Annotated in this window: 16 protein-coding genes and 1 tRNA gene; 13 read left to right on the forward strand and 4 right to left on the reverse strand. The window is 45.4% G+C overall.

The genetic code is table 11. The annotated features are described in order from the left end of the window. Nucleotides 1-39: 39 nt before the first annotated feature. The 9 genes from MSG35_RS10825 to MSG35_RS10865 are packed head-to-tail and all read left to right on the forward strand — an operon-like array spanning nucleotide 40 to nucleotide 8,284. On the forward strand, nucleotides 40-570 hold the full coding sequence (locus MSG35_RS10825; protein WP_248383879.1) for an acyl-CoA thioesterase: 531 nt from the start codon (nucleotides 40-42) through the stop codon (nucleotides 568-570). After that, nucleotides 557-1,243: an outer membrane lipoprotein carrier protein LolA gene (locus MSG35_RS10830; protein ID WP_248383880.1), complete on the forward strand. Its 687-nt coding sequence runs from the start codon at nucleotides 557-559 to the stop codon at nucleotides 1,241-1,243. The genes MSG35_RS10825 and MSG35_RS10830 overlap by 14 nt, the downstream gene beginning before the upstream one ends. Next, nucleotides 1,215-3,587 carry an MMPL family transporter gene (locus tag MSG35_RS10835; protein WP_248383881.1) on the forward strand — a complete coding sequence of 791 codons (2,373 nt, stop codon included), beginning with the start codon at nucleotides 1,215-1,217 and terminating at the stop codon, nucleotides 3,585-3,587. Before MSG35_RS10830 ends, MSG35_RS10835 begins: the two co-directional genes overlap by 29 nt. Beyond that, the gene (locus MSG35_RS10840; RefSeq protein ID WP_248383882.1) at nucleotides 3,584-4,207 is read left to right on the forward strand and encodes a DUF3261 domain-containing protein; all 624 of its coding nucleotides are present in this window, start codon (nucleotides 3,584-3,586) and stop codon (nucleotides 4,205-4,207) included. Before MSG35_RS10835 ends, MSG35_RS10840 begins: the two co-directional genes overlap by 4 nt. A 5-nt stretch (nucleotides 4,208-4,212) precedes the next feature. Then, a complete protein-coding gene (locus tag MSG35_RS10845; protein WP_248383883.1) occupies nucleotides 4,213-5,412 on the forward strand; it encodes a beta-ketoacyl-[acyl-carrier-protein] synthase family protein in 1,200 nt (399 codons plus the stop codon). After that, nucleotides 5,405-5,869, forward strand: a complete 465-nt coding sequence (locus tag MSG35_RS10850) for a hotdog family protein (RefSeq protein WP_081231136.1) — start codon at nucleotides 5,405-5,407, stop codon at nucleotides 5,867-5,869. Before MSG35_RS10845 ends, MSG35_RS10850 begins: the two co-directional genes overlap by 8 nt. Continuing rightward, entirely contained in the window at nucleotides 5,866-6,591 is a 726-nt protein-coding gene (locus MSG35_RS10855; RefSeq protein WP_248383884.1) for a 3-ketoacyl-ACP reductase FabG2, read from the forward strand. The genes MSG35_RS10850 and MSG35_RS10855 overlap by 4 nt, the downstream gene beginning before the upstream one ends. After that, a complete protein-coding gene (locus MSG35_RS10860) occupies nucleotides 6,588-7,811 on the forward strand; it encodes a beta-ketoacyl-ACP synthase (protein WP_048611281.1) in 1,224 nt (407 codons plus the stop codon). Before MSG35_RS10855 ends, MSG35_RS10860 begins: the two co-directional genes overlap by 4 nt. Nucleotides 7,812-7,819: 8 nt before the next feature. Next, a complete protein-coding gene (locus tag MSG35_RS10865) occupies nucleotides 7,820-8,284 on the forward strand; it encodes an Sbal_3080 family lipoprotein (RefSeq protein WP_248383885.1) in 465 nt (154 codons plus the stop codon). A gap of 90 nt (nucleotides 8,285-8,374) precedes the next feature. On the opposite strand, the gene gltX is transcribed toward MSG35_RS10865, so the two are convergent. Then, nucleotides 8,375-9,802 (reverse strand): glutamate--tRNA ligase, encoded by a 1,428-nt coding sequence (gene gltX / locus MSG35_RS10870; RefSeq protein ID WP_017069020.1) that lies wholly within the window; start codon nucleotides 9,800-9,802, stop codon nucleotides 8,375-8,377. A 288-nt stretch (nucleotides 9,803-10,090) separates the two neighbouring features. Between gltX and MSG35_RS10875 the strand changes: the two genes are divergently transcribed. Together MSG35_RS10875 and MSG35_RS10880 are read left to right on the forward strand one after the other, a co-directional pair. Beyond that, the gene (locus MSG35_RS10875) at nucleotides 10,091-12,904 is read left to right on the forward strand and encodes a heavy metal translocating P-type ATPase (protein WP_248383886.1); all 2,814 of its coding nucleotides are present in this window, start codon (nucleotides 10,091-10,093) and stop codon (nucleotides 12,902-12,904) included. Then, complete coding sequence (locus tag MSG35_RS10880; RefSeq protein ID WP_248383887.1) at nucleotides 12,894-13,334, forward strand: DUF411 domain-containing protein; 441 nt, start codon at nucleotides 12,894-12,896, stop codon at nucleotides 13,332-13,334. Before MSG35_RS10875 ends, MSG35_RS10880 begins: the two co-directional genes overlap by 11 nt. Before the next feature lie 263 nt (nucleotides 13,335-13,597). On the opposite strand, the gene MSG35_RS10885 is transcribed toward MSG35_RS10880, so the two are convergent. Together MSG35_RS10885 and MSG35_RS10890 are read right to left on the reverse strand one after the other, a co-directional pair. After that, on the reverse strand, nucleotides 13,598-14,311 hold the full coding sequence (locus MSG35_RS10885; protein WP_048615708.1) for an oligogalacturonate-specific porin KdgM family protein: 714 nt from the start codon (nucleotides 14,309-14,311) through the stop codon (nucleotides 13,598-13,600). Nucleotides 14,312-14,847: 536 nt separating this feature from the next. Next, nucleotides 14,848-17,499, reverse strand: a complete 2,652-nt coding sequence (locus MSG35_RS10890; RefSeq protein ID WP_248383888.1) for a beta-N-acetylhexosaminidase — start codon at nucleotides 17,497-17,499, stop codon at nucleotides 14,848-14,850. A 405-nt stretch (nucleotides 17,500-17,904) separates the two neighbouring features. Between MSG35_RS10890 and MSG35_RS10895 the strand changes: the two genes are divergently transcribed. Together MSG35_RS10895 and MSG35_RS10900 are read left to right on the forward strand one after the other, a co-directional pair. Next, a complete protein-coding gene (locus MSG35_RS10895; protein ID WP_248383889.1) occupies nucleotides 17,905-18,792 on the forward strand; it encodes a TraB/GumN family protein in 888 nt (295 codons plus the stop codon). A 122-nt stretch (nucleotides 18,793-18,914) separates the two neighbouring features. Then, a complete protein-coding gene (locus MSG35_RS10900; protein ID WP_248383890.1) occupies nucleotides 18,915-19,337 on the forward strand; it encodes a hypothetical protein in 423 nt (140 codons plus the stop codon). 428 nt (nucleotides 19,338-19,765) lie between these two features. Here the strand turns inward: MSG35_RS10900 and MSG35_RS10905 are convergent. Next, nucleotides 19,766-19,842 (reverse strand) — tRNA-Pro (locus MSG35_RS10905). Between the last annotated feature and the right edge of the window lie 8 nt (nucleotides 19,843-19,850).

Below are 19,850 nucleotides of genomic sequence, written 5' to 3' on the forward strand. Positions count from 1 at the left end.
AGTAACCAACCCTTTACGCAATATTGTTGAGAGCGATTTATGTCTGAAATTCTTCATCCATTACAATCTGAGGTGACACTTATCACCTCATTCCAAGATGCCGATCCAATGGGCGTGATCTATCACGGCAACTACTTCCGATTTTTTGAAGAAGTTAGGCGCATCATGATGGATAAGATTGAGTACAACTACCATGAGATGAAGGATTCAGGCTACATGTGGCCGATCATCGACACGCGCGTAAAATACATTAAGGCGATACCGTTTAATCACAATATTAAGGTCACGGCGAAGCTCACCGAGTGGGAAAACCGCCTGCGTGTTGACTACGAAATTCACGATGCCCTAACCGGTGCTCGCATGACTCGAGCACACACAATGCAGGTCGCGGTGACCATTGAAGAGCAAGAGATGTGCTTCGCTTCGCCGAAAGTGTTTACCGATAAAGTCGAGCACTGGCATCAATTCGGCTGCTTATCCCAATCAACTGAGCAGCAGCCAAGCGACCAACAATCAGACCCATCTCAAGTATCTAACACACAGCAGCAGGTGAAACATGAGTCTGTTTAAACGCAGTCGCAAACACATCAGCATCGCATTACTAGGGCTTGCCTCTGTGATGGCGAGTAACCTTGTTATTGCTAACGAAAATTCAGCAACCGTCGGCTCTATTTCAGATCTGCAAACAGTATTAAGCGCAAACAACATAGTGCGTGGTGAGTTCACTCAAACACGCAACATGGAAATGTTCGCCCAGCCTTTGACGTCACAAGGTACATTTCTGTTAGACAAATCAAGTGGCTTACTCTGGACACAAACAACACCCTTCCCTGTGAGTTTGGTGCTCACCGATAACAAACTGAGCCAAAGGTTTGCCGATCAACCCGCTAAAATCATTACCGATAAAGAAAACCCAATGGCGTTTTATTTCAGCCATATCTTCTTATCGGTGTTTCATGGGGATACGCAAAAACTTCAGGAACAGTTCGCACTCGATTTTGAGCCAGCAACTGTCACAAGCTCTGATGAAAATACAGAGAATAAATCTTGGACACTCACTCTAAAGCCTAAAAGTGCGCCGATGAACGCGGTGTTTGAAGCCATTACTCTGCAAGGTAAAAATGATATTGAACGCATTGAACTGAGAGAGATTCGTGGAGACAGCACGGTAATCGAATTTAGTCAGTTAAGCCATCTACCGGAAGTATTATCAGATGCTGAAGCGCAACAATTCCAACTCTAGTCTTGCCCTTGTTTGGCTTGTTGTCGTCATGCTATTTAGCGGATTGCTGATAAAACAATTCGCTTTTTCTTCGTCGGTACCGATTGAAAGCAACATCCTAAAGTTACTACCAGAAAACCAGCAAGACCCAATGGTGGAGCAAGCCTTTCAGCAGATATCCAGCTCGATGAGCGAGCAAGTGGTGTTTATCATCAGCGCCCCAGAAATCGAACAAGCCATGGTTGCGACCGACGCTTTTGAAAAAGCTCTCAACCAAAGAGCATTTTCAAGTCAGCCAACTCTGTTTCAGCAAGTTCAAGGCAAAATCAGCGCCAGCACCCAAAGCCAATGGAGCGATTTCTACTTTCGTCACCGAGCTCAACTGCTGACCCAACAACAGAAAGAGACGCTGACCCACTCTCCTGATTCGCGAGCTCAATACGTCATTCAGTCTCTGTACAATCCGTTCTCAGGCGTCACTGCAGCCGAACTGTCGATGGACCCATTTCTACTATTTCGCGACTACATCAGCGCAGTTGGCGTTCAATCAAGTAACTTTGTTCTGAAAGAGGGCTACCTCACCGCTCAATCGAATGAGCAAACTCATATTTTGGTGACCGCTACACTGGCGGGCTCGCCTTATAGCTTGGCGATTCAAGAACAACTTCCCGATCTTGATTCAATTGAGCGCGAAGTCGAAAAGCAGTTTGGCGTCAAAGTGCAGCATACTGGTGTGGTGTTCTACGCCAATTACGGTACCGAAAGCGCGAAATCAGAAATCAGTACCATTGGTTTGGGCTCTTTGGCCGGTGTTATTTTATTGGTGTGGCTGACGTTTCGTAGTGCCCTACCACTCGCCTTATCTTTGCTCTCAATCAGTACTGGGTTATTGGTTGCGCTGGCAAGCACCGTCGCTATCTTCGGCAAGGTTCATCTGTTTAGTTTGGTGTTCGGTGCCAGCTTGATTGGCGTATCCATCGATTACTCCTTTCACTACCTGACTGACCGCTTGGCGGCTGGTAATAAATGGCAAAGCGACAAAGGGTTGAAACATATTCTCGTTGCGATCACCTTGGGTCTGATTACTAGCTTGATTGGCTACCTAGGTTTGTTGGTCGCACCTTTCCCGGGTTTACAGCAACTTGCTCTGTTTTCGTCGATTGGGCTGATCGCTGCTTACGCCAGTGTGGTGTGTTGGTATCCAGTTTTAGCGGCAAAACCGAGCCAAGAGCGACCTCTCCCCCTGTCGAAACTTTGGCATACTTGGTTAAGCCTCTGGAGCAACCAAAAATTTAAAATTGGCTTACCGTTAACTGTGACTGTCTTGAGCCTGATGTCACTCAGCCAAATTCGTTACGACGACGATATTCGCCAACTTCAGGCGATGCCACAGCAACTCAAACAGCAAGAGCAAGCCATTACTGAAATCTCAGGATTAGGCGGTGGGCAAAATATGCTGTTGGTGACTGCCAACAGCGATCAAAAGCTACTCAATAAACTGGCAGAAATCACCACAAGCTTAGATTCTCTAGTCGATAGCCAAGGTATCTCAGGGTATCGCAGCATAAATCAACAGTTGCTAAGCGAACAAGAGCAACATGATAACTATCAGCTAGTTGAACTACTCTATGGCCAACAAAGCCATATATTACAAAGCACGCTAGGTTGGTCTAGTTTCCCAGAATTACCTAAATTCGAAGCAATCACGGTATCTGGGTTTTTGGAGTCGCCGGTGTCAGAACCTGTTCGACCACTCTGGTTAAAGCCGATCGACGGACAAGCGGCGTCAGTCATTTTGATCAAAGACGTCACAAACTCAGAACTGTTCTCTCAATGGCTAGATTCAAGCTTTGCTCAGCAACAAGGTGTTAAATACTTGAATAAAGCCGATGAAATATCAGCTCTTTTTGCGGAATACAGAGTCAAAATCACAGAGCTATTATTGATAGCTTTGGCCGCTATTGGGATGGTGTTAGGTTGGCGTTACGGTGTGAAGCAAAGCCTATTAATGCTGTTGCCTTCATTGATTGCCGGAGTGGCGGGATTAGCGGTTACGGGTATTTTAGGTTCCACGTTGAACCTGTTTAATCTGCTGGGATTGATTCTGATTTTAGGGATTGGTATCGACTATACCCTGTTCTTTGCTGAGCAGAAAAAATCACTAAGCACCTTATTAGCGATTACCCTATCGGGTCTCACGACGTTGCTTTCATTTGGCTTATTGTCACTAAGTCAGACTCATGCCATTCATAGCTTCGGTGTTACTGTTCTGACAGGGATCTTTGTCGCGTGGCTACTTTCGCCACTCGCGATCAACAATAGCAAAAACGTAGAAAGACCAACTTCTCGAGAGGTTTTTAGATGATCAGGACATTAAAAATCACCTTCGTCACGCTAATGGGTGTAATGCTCAGTGCCTGCTCGATGGTTTCTCAGCAGCCAACTGGTGCAAGTGTGTCTATCAACAACGACACCGAGCTAGCACTACCATTGCCAGCTGAACTAGGGTACTCCTTCACGGCCAGTCAGCTGATTAGCGCTACGTGGGAAACCGACACACAACAGCTGCCTGTTCAAGTCGAAGTCACAGCGGATAAAGTGGTTTTGGCGGGCTTCTCCTCTTGGGGTACGCGTATTCTATCGCTGCAATACCAGAATCAAGTGATCGACTCACAAGTTCTATCTGGCCTTGGCGCGACTTTACCGCAACCCGAACAGGTGCTATTTAATTTAATGCTCACCTTATGGCCAGCAGACGCATGGGCGCAACCTTTACAAAGCATAGGTTGGCATCTGGTCGATACCGACAAAACAAGAACCGTTTTTGACGACAACCAACAAGCCATCATTCGTATTGAATACCAAGCAAAAGTTGGCGAACCAAAGACATCTGGAGAGATTGTTTTCAAGCATCTAATCCAAGGCTACACCATCACCATACAAACGTTGAACTCAACGATTGTCGACAACCCAAGTAAGAGTTGAACACTATGCCTATTTACATCCAAGACTGTGGTTTCCACTCAGCGCTAGGTTCAGAGATTGCGGACATTCATGGTTGCCTGAAAGACGAGCGTGAATCAAATATGGTCGAAGTGAATGATATGCTGAACGATGGTAAACATACTGTCGTTGGTCAAATTGCGGGTGAGCTGCCACCTATTCCTTCAGATCTTACGCAATACGCCACTCGCAACAATCAACTGGCGCTGTCAGCTCTAAATCAAATTGAAGATTCTATCAAGCAAGCAAAATCTCAGTTTGGTGCAGATAGAATTGCAGTGGTTATCGGCACCAGTACTTCGGGAATTTCGGACGGTGAAGCCGCTTTTAAACACAAACTCGACCAAGGTTCTTTTCCCGAGCATTATCACTACTCAAAACAAGAGCTAGGGAACACTTCCGAGTTCGTTAGCCAATACTGCTCATTAACCGGGCCAAGCTATGCGGTCTCAACGGCTTGCTCATCCAGTGGTCGTGTGTTCCTCACTGCGCAACGTTTGCTAGATTCAGGCATGGCTGATGCTGTGTTAGTCGGTGGTGTGGACACCTTATGTAAGCTGACACTCAACGGTTTTCATGGTCTTGAAGCACTCTCAACGACACATTGTAAGCCATTTAGTGCAACCCGAGATGGTATCAACATCGGCGAAGCGGCGGCATTTATGTTGCTCAGCAAAACAAAGTTAGCCGGTGTTAATGCAACGCAAGACACGTCGAACATTGCCTTATTAGGTTGTGGTGACAGCTCTGATGCACACCATATTTCAGCGCCCCACCCTGAAGGCAATGGCGCCGAGCAAGCGATAAAAAAAGCGTTATATTCTGCACAGTTACAAGCAGAGGACATCGGTTATATCAATGCCCATGGCACAGCAACGCCACTCAATGATTCAATGGAAAGCAAAGCCATCCATCGTATTTTTGCAAACAAGGTTCCCGTTAGCTCAACCAAGCCGCTTACCGGGCATACTCTAGGAGCTGCAAGTGCGATTGAGGCGGCGATTGCATGGCATATTTTAAAATATGACTTACCGCTTCCCTTACAAAAATGTCAGGATAAAGCTGAAGATATTGAGATTGATTTGGTAAACTGTACCCAGAAACTTAAAGTAAAGAACATCTTAAGCAACTCGTTTGCTTTTGGTGGTAACAACATTAGCCTGATTTTTGGTGTAGTAAATGACTGATATCCCTTCTGTAGACCAACTCCTCCCTCACGATGATCCGATGATATTAATCGATCGTGCGATCAGCGTAGAGGCGTTGTCGATCCACTGTCAGGTCGATATTGGTGACCATAATCTGTTCTTTGACGCCCAATCTCGAACCGTACCTGCTTATGTTGGTATCGAGTTTATGGCGCAGTCTGTTGCTGCTTGGTCTGGATACCATGCACTGAAAAATGGCACCACTCCTCCAATCGGTTTCTTACTCGGTTCTCGTCGCTACAAATCACTGTGTGATAAATTTACTCAAGGTCAGACCCTTGATATCTATGCCGAGCAACTGATGGAAGACAGTGGCATGGCCGTGTTTACCGCTAGAGTCGAAGACCAAGGCGAGTTAGTGGCTCAATGCCAACTCAATGTCTACGTGCCGACCGAACAAAAATTACAAGAAATGAAAACTAGGAGCCCATCATGAGCCGTCAGGTTTTAGTCACTGGTGCCAGCAAAGGCATTGGGAAAGCGATCGCTATTCAACTCGCGAAAGACGGATTTGAAATCGCCGTTCATTACATGGGTGACAAGCAAGGTGCTGAAGAGACGCTGCAGTCGATCACTGAACTGGGTGGTACTGGACGTCTTATCCAATTTGATATCAGCAACCGCAGCGAGTGTCGCGAAAAGCTTGAGTCTGATATAGCTGAACATGGCGCTTACTACGGTGTGGTGAACAACGCGGGCATTACTCGTGACACCGCATTCCCTGCGATGACAGAAGAAGAGTGGGATAGCGTGATTCATACCAACCTCGACAGCTTCTACAATGTGCTCCACCCTTGTGTGATGCCTATGGTTCAGAAACGCAAAGGCGGTCGCATCGTTACTCTGGCGTCTGTATCAGGCATCATGGGTAACCGCGGTCAAACCAACTACGCAGCAGCTAAAGCCGGCGTGATTGGCGCGACTAAGTCTCTAGCTTTAGAGTTAGCGAAACGCAAGATCACGGTAAACTGTGTCGCTCCAGGCTTAATTGATACCGGCATGGTTGATGAGCACGTGAAAGATCATGCCCTTCCCCAAGTTCCACTGCGCCGCATGGGCGAGCCAGAAGAAGTAGCAGGCCTTGTGAGTTATCTCATGTCTGATATTGCAGGCTACGTTACTCGCCAAGTAATTTCAGTTAATGGAGGCTTAGTATGACCCGCCGCGTTGTTGTAACTGGCATGTCTGGTGTTACTGCCTTTGGTAATGATTGGCAGCAGATCGAGCCAAAACTGAAAGCGTGTGAAAATGCCACTCAATATATGCCAAGCTTTGAGCAGTACGATGGTCTCAACACTAAGCTTGCTGCGCCTATTGATGACTTCCAACTGCCAAAACACTACAAGCGTAAACAAGTGCGTGGCATGGGACGAGTATCCCGCCTAGCTACCGTTGCGACAGAAAATGCATTAGAGCAAGCAGGGCTGATCGGCCACGATATTTTAACCAATGGTGAAACCGGTATCGCTTACGGCTCTTCAACCGGCAGTACTGATGCCGTTGGTGCGTTTGGCGTGATGCTTAACGAGAAATCGACACGAGCAATCACAGCAACCACCTATGTTCAAATGATGCCACACACCGCTGCGGTCAATGTGGGGCTATTCTTCGGTCTGCGCGGCCGCGTGATTCCCACCAGCAGTGCGTGTACTTCAGGAAGCCAAGCGATTGGTTATGCCTATGAAGCGATTAAGCACGGCTACCAAACCGTGATGGTTGCCGGTGGTGGTGAAGAGCTATGCCCAACTGAGTCTGCCGTTTTCGATACCCTTTTTGCTACCAGTTTAAAAAACGACACACCAAAAAAATCTCCTAGCCCTTACGACAGTGGGCGCGATGGCCTTGTTATCGGTGAAGGCGCTGGCACGCTTGTTCTTGAAGAGTATGAACATGCTGTGGCTCGTGGCGCAAAGATCTACGCTGAGATCATCGGCTTTGCCAGCAACTGCGATGCCGCTCATGTGACCCAACCTCAGATGGAAACCATGCAAATTTGTATGGAAAAAGCTTTGAAAGACGCACAACTTCCGGCTGAAAAGATTGGCTATGTTTCTGCACACGGAACGGCGACTGAAAAAGGCGATATTGCGGAAAGTAATGCGACCGCGAACATTTTTGGTGAAGTGCCAATCAGCTCGTTGAAAAGCTACTTTGGTCATACGCTTGGCGCGTGTGGTGCGATTGAAGCTTGGTTAAGCCTAGAGATGATGCATTCAGGTTGGTTCAGCCCAACATTGAATCTTGAGAATATCGACGAACAGTGCGGCAAGCTCGATTACATCACAGGTTCAGGTCGCGAATTGGACGTTGAATATCTGATGAGCAACAACTTCGCTTTTGGCGGAATCAACACCTCAATCATCTTCAAAAAAATCTAGGATAGATAATGAAAAACTGGTTAGTTGCTGCTGTTGTCGTTTTACTCGCAGGTTGTAGTGCTCCGAAATATTCAGGAAACGCACTACCAGAAGCAAATACAATCGAACATGTAACGATTGTTGAAGACGAGAAAACTCGTGCGGTTTTTCTCGATTCCATGCTCGACTGGTGCCTGAATAATCAGGTTAAATGTAAGGTCGTGGCAGACGGTTCAGAACATAATCCAGAGGACATCACGCTTGATTATGTCTCTCGTTGGAGTTGGGATTTCAGAACATTTGTGGCTGACGCAAAGATCTCGGCTTATCAAGATCAACAGCGCGTAGGCAATGTCGAATTCAAAGCGCCAAACAGCGGAAACTTTTCTAAGTTTGGTGACGATATGGAACGCATCAAAGCGATGATGGATATCTTGTTCGATAAGAAAACAGCCGCGCAAGCGACTCAAATGATTACCGACGACAAGCTCTAACGAAATCGTTCAGAGACTAAAGATCGAGACAAATAAAAAGGGTCAGTAACCAAGTTACTGACCCTTTTTTTGATTCTAGCAATCGCTCAATTAAGCGTTAGCTTCACGCTCAGCGATGAACTCAAGAGCCATCTTGATGCGAGCGATTACGCGCTCTTTACCAACAAGCTCCATCACTGCGTCAACAGAAGGAGACTGACCGCCGCCTGTTACTGCTACGCGAAGTGGCATACCGATTTTACCCATGCCGATCTCTAGCTCTTCACATACTGCTGCAATCACACCATCTTTGATGTTTGCAGTAGTGAAATCTTCAAGCGCTTCAACCTTAGCAAGAGCAAGCTCTAGTGGGCCTTTAGCAACACCACGTAGGTGCTTCTTCGCTGCGCCAGCTTCAAACTCAGAGAAATCTTCGTAGAAGTAGCGAGATTGCTCAGCAAGTTCGATAAGCGTGTTACAACGCTCGCCAACTAGCTTGATCACTTCAGTGATAGCTGGGCCATTTGTTGTATCGATCTTCTGTGCGTCTAGGTGCCATTGCAGGTATTTAGCTACGTACTCAGGCTCAGAAGTCTTGATGTAGTGGTTGTTCAACCAAAGTAGCTTATCAGTGTTGAATGCAGAAGCAGACTTGCTGATAGCGTTCAGGCTGAAGAATTCAATCATCTCTTCTTGAGAGAAGATCTCTTGGTCACCGTGAGACCAGCCTAAACGAACTAGGTAGTTGTTTAGTGCATTTGGTAGGTAACCTTCGTCGCGGTATTGCATTACAGAAACAGCACCGTGACGCTTAGAAAGTTTCGCACCGTCATCACCAAGAATCATTGCACAGTGAGCGAAAGTTGGAACTGGCGCGCCTAGTGCTTCATAGATGTTGATTTGACGAGGTGTGTTGTTGATGTGATCTTCACCACGAACAACGTGTGTAATACCCATATCCCAGTCATCCACTACAACTACGAAGTTGTATGTTGGAGCGCCGTCTGTACGACGAATGATTAGGTCATCAAGTTGGCTGTTCGCGATTTCAATGCGACCACGGATTTGGTCATCAAATACTACGCTGCCTTCTTTAGGGTTACGGAAACGGATAACGCATGCATCACCTTCTTTTGCTGCTTCGTTTGCTGCAACAATTTTAGGGTGGTTAGCATCGTAACGAGCCATTTCTTTGTTTTCTTCTTGCTCTGCACGAATTTCATCAAGCAGTTCTTTAGACGCGTAGCATTTGAATGCTTTGTCTTCAGCAAGTAGCTTATCAACCATTTCGTTGTAACGGTCAAAACGCTTAGATTGGTAGTAAGGACCTTCATCCCATTCCATACCCATCCATTGCATGCCTTCTAGAATTGCATCAACCGCTTCTTGAGAGTTACGCTCAAGGTCCGTGTCTTCGATACGTAGAACGAATTCACCACCTTGGTTCTTAGCGAATAGCCAAGAGTAAAGTGCAGTACGTGCACCACCAACGTGAAGATAGCCAGTTGGGCTAGGAGCAAAACGAGTTTTAACCGTCATTTAAATACCTTGATTATGTAGGTGATTCTTTTAGTGCTCGCCATTACAAAGCCTGTAACAGACAAATATCACTAAATTTTGGGCGCTATTTTATCACCACCACTTAAATCTACAATCAGTAGTGAATGATTAATGTGCTGATCTTGTACGAAAGCTATCGTAGAAGGAGAAAACCAATAGCTCAAGTACATGTCATACGCTCTAAAAAGGAAAATTCTCGTCACGCTCGCGATAAACCTCATCCATTCCATCACTCTATATTTCAACAAATATTAAATTCTTTAATTTATGTTTGACCTTACCCTTACGGGAAGGTTTATGTTAGGGCTAGATGAGAATTGGAGTATCGATATGAACCATTACACAACTGCGCTCAACGGCCTAAATTGCATGGGGTGTGCGAAGAAAGTTCGCACACTGTTTGATGATCTCGACAATACGACGATCAATGACATATCGCCGACGTACATCGATATTTCGACGCCTTTTAGTTATGTTGAACTCAACGAACAGTTAGCAATTCTTGGTTATTCCATGGGTAATTCGCTGCATCTTTCATTATCAGGGCTCAGCTGTGGTAAGTGCGTGAACAAACTGACTCAAGCGCTTCAACAAACCGAGCAAGCCTCAAATCTAGAAGTCACCAAAGATGAATTGTCGTTGGTTACTCTGCTTGAAGAATCAGAGCTTATTGAGCTGGTCGAAAGTGTGGGTTATCACGCAGCTCCCTACTCTGAAGCCAATAACCTTTTATCTAGTTCAGATTCAGAAAACGAACAAGCAGATAAAAAGATTGAAGATGCTGAAGACAAAACCACAGCTAGCCAATATACCTATCACCTTGTTCTTGATGGAATGACGTGTGCGAGTTGTGTTTCTTCAGTCGAAAAAGCACTGAAAAAGAATGAGTTTGTCGACCAAGCGCAGATCAACCTCGCTGAACAGACAGCCTTGGTTTTCACCTCTCAAACAAGAGACATCATTGAAAACGCTCTAATAGAATCGGTGAAAGCTGCTGGTTATGGCGCTGAGTTTGTCGACGATGCAGCGACTCAACAGCAAAAACAACAAGAACAACAACTTCGTACTCAACAAGCCTTCCTTAGAAACTCAGTAAGTGCGCTGGTGATCGGTGCTCCGCTGATGGCATGGGGCGTGTTCGGTGGCAGCATGACCATTGCCACATTTAACGATCAACTGGCTTGGGGCTTGGTTGGTGTCGTTTGTTTGATACTGCTTGCTACCTCAGGTCGTAGCTTCTTCACGAATGCTTGGCAGTCGCTTATGCATAAGCGCGCGACTATGGATACCTTAGTCGCTCTAGGTACAGGCGCAGCATGGTTCTATTCAATGCTGGTTGTGCTGATTCCATCATGGTTCCCAGAACCATCGCGCCATGTCTACTTTGAAGCCAGTGCAATGATTGTCGGCCTTATCTCTTTGGGTCACTACATTGAAGCCAAAGCCAAAGCACGTACTACAAAATCGCTGCAAGCACTGATTAATTTACAGCCTCAAAAAGCGGTGGTTATTGTCGATGGCAAAGAACAAACCATCGCAGTAGAAGCCATTCAGGTAGGCATGCAGGTACGAGTAAAACCCGGAGAAAAAGTGCCGGTTGATGGTGTCGTAGTCTCAGGTGAATCTTATATCGATGAGTCGATGCTGACCGGTGAACCACTTCCCAACGTTAAATCAACTAATGATGGCGTTTCTGCGGGCACCATTAATGGTGATGGTAGTTTAATTATTGAAGCGACTGGGATTGGATCAAGCACCATGCTGGCTAGAATCATTCAAATGGTTCGCCAAGCGCAAAGCAGTAAACCAGCAATCGCCAAGCTTGCCGACTCTATCTCAGCCGTTTTTGTTCCGGTTGTGGTCGCAATCGCAGCGGTCGCCGCCCTAATTTGGTTTTTTGTAGGCCCACAACCAAGCGCCAGTTACATGTTAGTGGTATCAACCACAGTGCTGATCATCGCTTGTCCATGTGCATTAGGCCTAGCCACACCGCTTTCGATTACTGTTGGCGTAGGCAAAGCGGCTGAGTTTGGCGTTCTTATTAAAGATGCGGATGTATTGCAGTCTGCCAGCAAAATCGATGCTGTTGTGTTTGACAAAACAGGGACATTGACCCAAGGCAAACCAACCGTTCAACAGGCCTTTTACGCTAATCTAACGGAGCAAGAGTTACTGGCTTATGCTTATTCAGTAGAAGTAGGATCTGAGCACCCACTTGCCAAAGCCGTTTGCCAATATGCAGAGAGCTTGGAAGTTTCAGTACTCCCACACAGCGAATTTGAAAACCAACGCGGGCTTGGGGTTCAAGCTACAATTAACGGCAAGAACGTGCAAGTTGGCTCGCTTAAGTACCTCACCCAGTTAGGTATCAATACAGAGATTGGCGCGAATTTCATCGTGCTTTGCCGCTCGCAAGCGTGGACGCCTATTTTCATTGTAATTGACCAAAAACTGGAAGGCATATTGGGCATTTCAGACGCGTTAAAAATGGATAGCAAACAGGCGATAGCTCAACTAAAATCCGCCGGAATTCACACTGTGCTATTAACGGGCGACAACGACTCTGTGGCTCAAGCAATAGGTAAAAGCGTCGGTATCGACGAGGTTATCTCGGAAGTGCTTCCAGAGCAGAAAGCTCAACATATTGTTCAGCTTCAACAGCAATATAAGAGTGTAGCTATGGTCGGAGATGGTATTAACGACGCGCCTGCACTTGCTCAAGCAGATATAGGCATAGCAATGGGTAGCGGCAGCGATGTGGCGATTGAAAGTGCGCAAATGACACTACTCAACTCGTCGCCATTATCTGTCAGTAACGCGATTGAGCTTTCCCAAGCGACCGTGAGAAACATGAAGCAAAACCTGTTTGGTGCCTTTATCTATAATTCACTTGGTATTCCAATTGCGGCTGGTGTGCTCTACCCATTCTTTGGATTTTTACTTAGCCCTGTCGTTGCAGGCGCTGCGATGGCGATGTCATCAATCACCGTAGTCAGCAATGCCAACAGATTAAGACTGTTCAAACCCACTCATTCTAATATCAACAAAAACCATATTCATGAGGTTAACCATGATTCGTAAAGTTATGACTCTTACTGCACTCGCTGCAATCTCAGGACAAGCTTTAGCTACTGATGTTCTAAACCACAAATCTCCATACTGCGGCTGCTGCACAGAATGGACAGAACATATGCGAGATGCTGGGTTCGATGTTACTGAGAAGCTCCACGATGATATGAACCCAATCAAGCAGAAACTAGGGGTAACACAGGAGTTAGCCTCTTGCCACACTGCAGAGATCGACGGTTACGTATTTGAAGGGCACATTCCAGCAGATGACATTAAAGCCTTTCTAGAAAACCCACCACGTAATGCGATTGGTTTAGCGGTTCCGGGTATGCCAATGGGTTCGCCAGGCATGGAGTATGGCGATAAGAAAGACGAGTATTCTGTGTATGCGTTTAATGAAAAAGGTCAGGTGTTTGAATACCGTCACTACAACGGGAAATAGAACCTAAACAGACCAACACACAACTATAAAAAAGAAGTCATAAAAATAGAGCCTAGCATTCAGTAAACCCAAGACTGTGGTTTACTTGCTAGGCTCTTTGCTTTTGGACAGTAAAGCAAATCTTGTCGCGGCACCAACCGGGCTGTTAGTACCGCTATGTTCCCTTCGCTAATTAACTAAGAAGTTATTCAACAACAAAGCTATTTAACAAAGAAGTCCACTTGGCTAATAATCTAAGCGACTAAGCAACCAAGCGAATCAGCTTAGAAGCCGTAAGAAGCACCGAATACGAATGCGTTGTTCTGCTTAGAAGCACCGTTTGCGAAATCTACACCGTTAGCTTGGCTACGGAACTCAAAGTAAGGTTGAACACCTTGACGAGTCCATGTTGCACGTAACTCGTGGTCCATCGCTTCAGCGTCAATCATGTAAACGTTGTTGTAGCTAAGCGCTAAATCAGCATTCACTGTGTAAGCAATGCGGTTATCCATGCGGTAGTCTGTGTCAGCATTAGCTGAAGTATCATCGATGTGTGCACGAGTACGGTTACTAATAGAGATGCCGTTGTCGAAGTTGTAACCGATCTTAACTAGTGGACGGAATTGAATGCTTTCGCCTGCAGAGAATAGGTGTTGGTAACCCGCAGCAACCCATAGTTTGTCAGTGATGTTGAAAGATTGCTCACCACCTACAGTGATACCCGGAGTGTTGTTACCTGTAGTAGGCGCACCACCAGTTTCAGCTGAAGTCAGGCCTTCAAGCTCACCCAATTGGATACCATCAAACTCAGAATAAACCGTGAAACCGCCTAGAGAGTTGTCAAACGTGTGACCAGCTTCTAGCGTAGAAGTCATATCAGAACCGTGGATACGGCCATCGTCATGAATTTGGATGTTACCCGTTACGTAAGAAGAACCAGCAAAAGCACTAGAAGCGAAAGCAAGAGAAAGAGCACTTAGAGCGATAATTTTTTTCATAGTAAACTGCCTTAGTTTAATTTTTTCAGCGGCACATCTTCGGTACATCATTCACCTTCACCGCTTGAGTAGTTGGTAGCCTCCCTGGCATGAAATCTATGTTGCTCGAATTAATTCGCGTTTAAAAATAAAAGAATGGGCAGAGTGATCTCTCTCACTATCAAAAAAGAACAAGTTATTTAATACATTAAAATCATATAGTTAAAAACATAAAAATTGATAAAAAACTCAAGACGAAAAAACCTACAGATCCAGATCACATTATTTCACGCTACGAAATTAGAATGAGTTAGTTCAATCACACTTGATTTAGAGTTTTTTATGGGGGACTTATTTTTTGAAGAGAATAATGAGAAGCGCGTCACTTTTGCGATGGAACTCACCTTATGTGCATTGTTGACGATATAAACAAAGAGTATTTCTATATGTTTCAGCTTAAGAGAAGTGCCTAACTTAGTTTGGACGAAAAAAAAGCTCCCACTTTTATCTGAATAAGACAATAGCTAGGGAGCTTTTCTATTAATGTTGCTTATCGATTATTTTACCGAAGTCACTCGACTTACTTTCTCGCCACTTTCAGAGATAGAGCGGATGTAAGTTTCACCAGAAACCGATGGACGTTGTTGCTCATCATACGTTAGCCAGTTTTCACCATCAGCTGAGTATTGAAGCTCTACGCCTGGGAATTGAACGTTCATTGCAAGCTTGCCATCAACCACTTTTGCACCCGGAACTGGCAGTCGGTAATCAATACCCGCTTTTTCAAGCTTAGCCAGCTCACGTTGGCCTACAATATTCGCGAAACGATTAAAGTCACTGTTTAGAGCCTCCTTATTTACTAAGTCAGTATCTTGAGAGTACTCAACGCCCACTTTGTAGTCGTTTTCCCAATCCGCTCGGTGCCATGCACGCTCAGCTGCGGCAAGAACGCGCGGGAATACCATGTATTCATACTGCTCGTCGGTACGTACTGTTTCAGACCAAAGCTGCGCTGACAAACCGTAGAAAGGTTTCGCTTCAATCTCACCTTTACCACTGAAACCATTGCCGTCACGGTCTAATGACGTTTCTGCGTTTTGCGGCATGTTCTCTGGAGCAAAGCCAAACATCTTACGAGTATCGGTTGCACGCGTTGCCCAGTAGTAACCACGCTCTGCGGCATCTACTTCGTATGGCATATCCATGTATACGTAATCTGGGTTAGAAACAATTACGTCATAACCTTTCGCTGACCAGTCGTAAACTGATGAAGTGCCGCCCCAGTAAAGAACATCCCAGAAGTTAACGCGCGTACTTTCTGTTGCAAATGCTTCTTCACCTTCGCTGTATTTCAGGCCATCTTGCCACGCTTGGAAGTGTGGAATGCCCTTCTCAGCAACAATCTTAGACACCTCTTCTGCAAAGTGGCTTGGCAGATGACCGAAATCGCTTACTGTACCGTCCGCAATTAGTTTCTGACATTGTGGAGACTGTTGGAACGGCTTATCTTGCTTAGATAAATCAATGTTACCCTTCCATGCCACTTTGTCTTCTGCATTAATATCTTGTAAGCCAGCGCCTAACTTAATGTTTTTCGCTTCATCGCCACCAAAGTGCCAAGTCGTTAGCGGAACACCCGCTTCTTGGTGCATTGCTGCCACTTCAGAGATCACTTTATCAACAAAGTGAGTCGACGATTCCATACATGGGTTAATGAAGCTTTGCTTATCGTAGAACTGAACAGTAGTCACGTTCGATGTATCTTGTGGATCCATCAAACGGTATTCGTTCGCTTCCGCTTCTTTACCTTCCGCCATTAGGCGAGTGTAACGTGCTTCCATTGATACCACAGCAGAACGAGCGTGTGCTGGCATATCAATCTCTGGGATAACTTCGATGCTGCGCGCTTTTGCGTAGCTTAAGATCTCGACGTAATCCGCTTTACTAAAGAAACCAGAGCCGAAGTTGTCTGTTGTTGGACCTGAACCTAGCTGAGGCAGTAAACAGCTTTGCTCTTCCAAATCGAAACAACGATTAGACCCTACATCCGTTAGCTCTGGTAAACCTGGGATTTCTAAACGCCAACCTTCATCATCCGTTAAGTGAAGGTGCAGTTTATTCATCTTGTAGGCTGCCATTTGATCTAGCGTGGCTAGGATGGCATCTTTTGAGTGGAAGTTTCGAGCAACATCCACCATCACACCACGGTAGTCAAAGCGTGGAGCATCTTGGATCGACAGTTGTGGTAATGATTCAGCGTTCTGACTGTCTATTAGGCCAAAAATAGACTGAACTGCGTAGAAAGCGCCAGTTTTATCAAACGCTTTAATTGCAATCCCCTCTTCCGAGATGCTTAGTTCATAAGCGCCAGATTTCGCTAAATCACCCGTAAACTGAGTAGGAACAACAGCGACACTCACAGGTAGGTCGCCACTCACATCTACGTTTACCACATCTGCACGTTCTTCAATTGCTGCGAATTGCTCAGCGTCGAATGCGTCTTTAGGTAGGGCAATACCACCAGCAATGCTAACTGAACCTTCACCGGCTTCTACCGACATTGGCGTTGGTAGTAAAGTGGTTGATACGTCTTGCGTTGCTAGATCCGCATTCTTTTCGAAACGCGTAACAGCAGTCGCCATTACGTTGTTGTCATCAGGCGTACGCTTTAGGTTGTTTCCTTCTAAACCTGTTACGAACGACGCGACATCTTCCGTATTCAATGAAGCAATCATCTTAGGTTCTGCGTTTGGTGCCGTTACAAATGCACCCGGCATAAAGTCGGTTTCAAACAGTTGCCAGTATTCACTGGTTAATGGAAGAATCACTTCTTCACCCGCTGCAAAACCATCGAACTTTTCTGTTGGTTCAAGCTTGTGTAAGTCGCCGGTTACGCGAGTGATTTTAAACTGCTCATTATCAACATCTAAGATAAGGCGAATACTGTGGAAGTAGATGGTCCAATCTTTTGAATCAATCGCTTCACCATCGTTAGTTAACGTCATGTTCACTTTATTACATGATGCCCACTCTGCGCCTAAGTCCTGACAAGCCATGCCTTCGTTTGCACCGTGGTTCGTCAAGATTTCGTATTGCACATCAAGGTTATCAGCCAGTGCATTCACCACCTTTTGCTCTGGTGCTTGTGTTACAGCACAACCCGCCAAACCAGCCAGTACCGCTACAGATAGTAAGTTTCTCTTCAACATCGTATTCACCCATAAATTTAAAAATTGAGTAAGAAGCAAATTAGAGCGCTTCGAAAGTTAGCTAAACTATATGGGCTTATTTTTTACCGTGAATTAAATCAAGCGAATAAAGTGATCAGCTTCAAATCTCAAAAACAACGATAAAATTAATTATATAAAAATCATCAAGTTAGAATTAACGGCACTTCCGTCAGTTTTATTTTGACGTAAAAATTGAGAATTGAATCACAATCTTTTTAAAGGATTTCATAAAATCGTGTCGTTGATAGAGAGAAAGGTTTAAGAGTTTGTTCGGGTTGTTATACTTTTCGTACAAACAACGTGACATCGTTCTCAAAAAAAACCGTTAAAAAGCACCGTCAAAATCGATTTTAACGAGTTTAATACTTCCTTAAGGAGCTCCCTTTGCGTCCACTCTGGTACATGGTTTTATTCGTTCTCGCTTTTTCAGCTAGGCAAGCGGTCGCAGAACCCCTTTATTGGCAAGCAAAAAAGGAGGATATGACACTCACTATCTTAGGTTCTGTGCACGTTGGGGACGAGAGTATGTACCCACTTCCTTCGGCGATCACCGACGCGCTAAAAAACAGTGATGGGTTAGTTATCGAAACGGATATTAGAAAGTCTGATGGCGTTGTATATCCCCACAACAAACTCACAACTGCCGATGTACTCAATGAACAACAGCTGCAATTATTAACCGACATCTCAAAATCATTGGGCATGCCGACGCAGCAACTGCTTAGTTCACCACCTTGGGCAACTTCTCTCTCCATACAAATGCAGCAGTTAAAAAACCTTGGTTATGGCTCCGCCAGCGGCGTTGATGCGACACTCGCTCACAAAGCGACTATCCAAGATGTACCGGTGATCAGTTTAGAGCCTCTGCAGTTCCAAATAGACCTGATGACAAAACAAAAGGACGACGGTAAAGAGTGGTTAGTCAGTAGCCTTGAAGAGTTCGACCAAACTGATCGTGTGGTTCATTGCCTGATTGAAAGCTGGAAAGCGGGTGATTTAGCGAAGCTGGAAGCCTTCTCAGAGCTATCAGAGATGTCGCCTGAACTTGAGAAAGCATTCTTAACCGATCGCAACATAGATTGGGCAAACAAACTATCCTCCAATGATTGGAAACTTAAGCCTAAAGGGAACTACTTGATAGTAGTTGGCACCTTGCACCTAATTGGAGAAGGTAACCTTATACAGTTATTAGAAAAGAAAGGCTTCAGTGTCATCCAGCAATCACAAAGCCAACCGGCCCAATGTCAATTCGAGGCTAGCCAAAAAAGCTAACGATGCTCAACCTCATTTTGTTTTCGTTATAAAAGCATTTCCTTAATAACAGAATCTTTACATTTAATAGCACCATTGCAGTGCTATTATCTTTCGCTCTTTTTACCCATGGCGTTGTTCTAATGAAACCAGTACTTTTTGCTTTCCCTTTAGCCCTCACGATGCTGATGCCCTCAATAGCCTCAGCCAAAGAAACATGCACCATCGAACAGTTTCAAGCCATCGACATTCAGCCTGATACAAAAGGCGGCGTGCTAGATAAAGAAAGCGGACAGTTTTTGATTACTGAAAAGCCACCCATGCGATGCGCGAATATTACTTTCACGACGTCTACGACACGCAACCGTATCGCAAGCCAAATGAATGGTAATTTTGAAGCAAGATTTTACGGCAACCAAACGGGAAGCTCTCACTCGGTGGCGTTTGATGAAGATGAAGTAAAGGCAGGTTACATTCGAATAGGCCCTAATAAGCCAGCGGAAGCGTATGTTTGTTTTGTTACCTCGGAAACACCGATAAAAGACATCACGTGTGATGTTAAGTAAATAATTTTGGGACTGGCTTATTGGGTCAATCCTTGTATCTAAGCAAGGTGTTTAGAAAAACAAGAGATTCTCTACTCACTCCTTTGTCACTCTAGAGAATTACGCACATACCAAAATGCAAAAAAGCCGTAGCCCCTTCTATTACAAAGAGTGCTACGGCTTTCTTTAATATGGCCGGTGAAGAGCTTATTTCGAACACCAGGCGAACCCCACCTAGGTTCAAACCCTATTTCCTATACCCTGAAACGACGAAAGCCTGCTCATTGAGCAGGCTTTCTAAATCTCGGTCGGTTAAGCAGGGATTCGACGCGGCTGGGCTTCCGTCGGACTGGCGCACCAGCCCCACCCTCATGTCCCAAACCAAATAGAAACCAAAGGGTTAAAATGCAAAAAAGGCTTCTCATTTCTGAGAAGCCTTTTTCTTAATGTGGTCGGTGAAGAGGGATTCGAACCCCCGACCCTCTGGTCCCAAACCAGATGCGCTACCAAGCTGCGCTATTCACCGAGATATCT

Origin of the sequence: Vibrio sp. 1CM23M (assembly GCF_023161755.1) — a bacterium.
Classification (GTDB): domain Bacteria; phylum Pseudomonadota; class Gammaproteobacteria; order Enterobacterales; family Vibrionaceae; genus Vibrio; species Vibrio coralliirubri.

Excerpts from the sequence above, each read along its gene's own strand:
- MSG35_RS10825 (WP_248383879.1), top strand. The coding sequence starts at position 40 with ATGTCTGAAATTCTTCATCCATTACAATCTGAGGTGACACTTATCACC.
- MSG35_RS10830 (WP_248383880.1), top strand. The coding sequence starts at position 557 with ATGAGTCTGTTTAAACGCAGTCGCAAACACATCAGCATCGCATTACTA.
- MSG35_RS10835 (WP_248383881.1), top strand. The coding sequence starts at position 1,215 with ATGCTGAAGCGCAACAATTCCAACTCTAGTCTTGCCCTTGTTTGGCTT.
- MSG35_RS10840 (WP_248383882.1), top strand. The coding sequence starts at position 3,584 with ATGATCAGGACATTAAAAATCACCTTCGTCACGCTAATGGGTGTAATG.
- MSG35_RS10845 (WP_248383883.1), top strand. The coding sequence starts at position 4,213 with ATGCCTATTTACATCCAAGACTGTGGTTTCCACTCAGCGCTAGGTTCA.
- MSG35_RS10850 (WP_081231136.1), top strand. The coding sequence starts at position 5,405 with ATGACTGATATCCCTTCTGTAGACCAACTCCTCCCTCACGATGATCCG.
- MSG35_RS10855 (WP_248383884.1), top strand. The coding sequence starts at position 5,866 with ATGAGCCGTCAGGTTTTAGTCACTGGTGCCAGCAAAGGCATTGGGAAA.
- MSG35_RS10860 (WP_048611281.1), top strand. The coding sequence starts at position 6,588 with ATGACCCGCCGCGTTGTTGTAACTGGCATGTCTGGTGTTACTGCCTTT.
- MSG35_RS10865 (WP_248383885.1), top strand. The coding sequence starts at position 7,820 with ATGAAAAACTGGTTAGTTGCTGCTGTTGTCGTTTTACTCGCAGGTTGT.
- gltX (WP_017069020.1), bottom strand. The coding sequence starts at position 9,802 with ATGACGGTTAAAACTCGTTTTGCTCCTAGCCCAACTGGCTATCTTCAC.
- MSG35_RS10875 (WP_248383886.1), top strand. The coding sequence starts at position 10,091 with ATGTTTGACCTTACCCTTACGGGAAGGTTTATGTTAGGGCTAGATGAG.
- MSG35_RS10880 (WP_248383887.1), top strand. The coding sequence starts at position 12,894 with ATGATTCGTAAAGTTATGACTCTTACTGCACTCGCTGCAATCTCAGGA.
- MSG35_RS10885 (WP_048615708.1), bottom strand. The coding sequence starts at position 14,311 with ATGAAAAAAATTATCGCTCTAAGTGCTCTTTCTCTTGCTTTCGCTTCT.
- MSG35_RS10890 (WP_248383888.1), bottom strand. The coding sequence starts at position 17,499 with ATGTTGAAGAGAAACTTACTATCTGTAGCGGTACTGGCTGGTTTGGCG.
- MSG35_RS10900 (WP_248383890.1), top strand. The coding sequence starts at position 18,915 with ATGAAACCAGTACTTTTTGCTTTCCCTTTAGCCCTCACGATGCTGATG.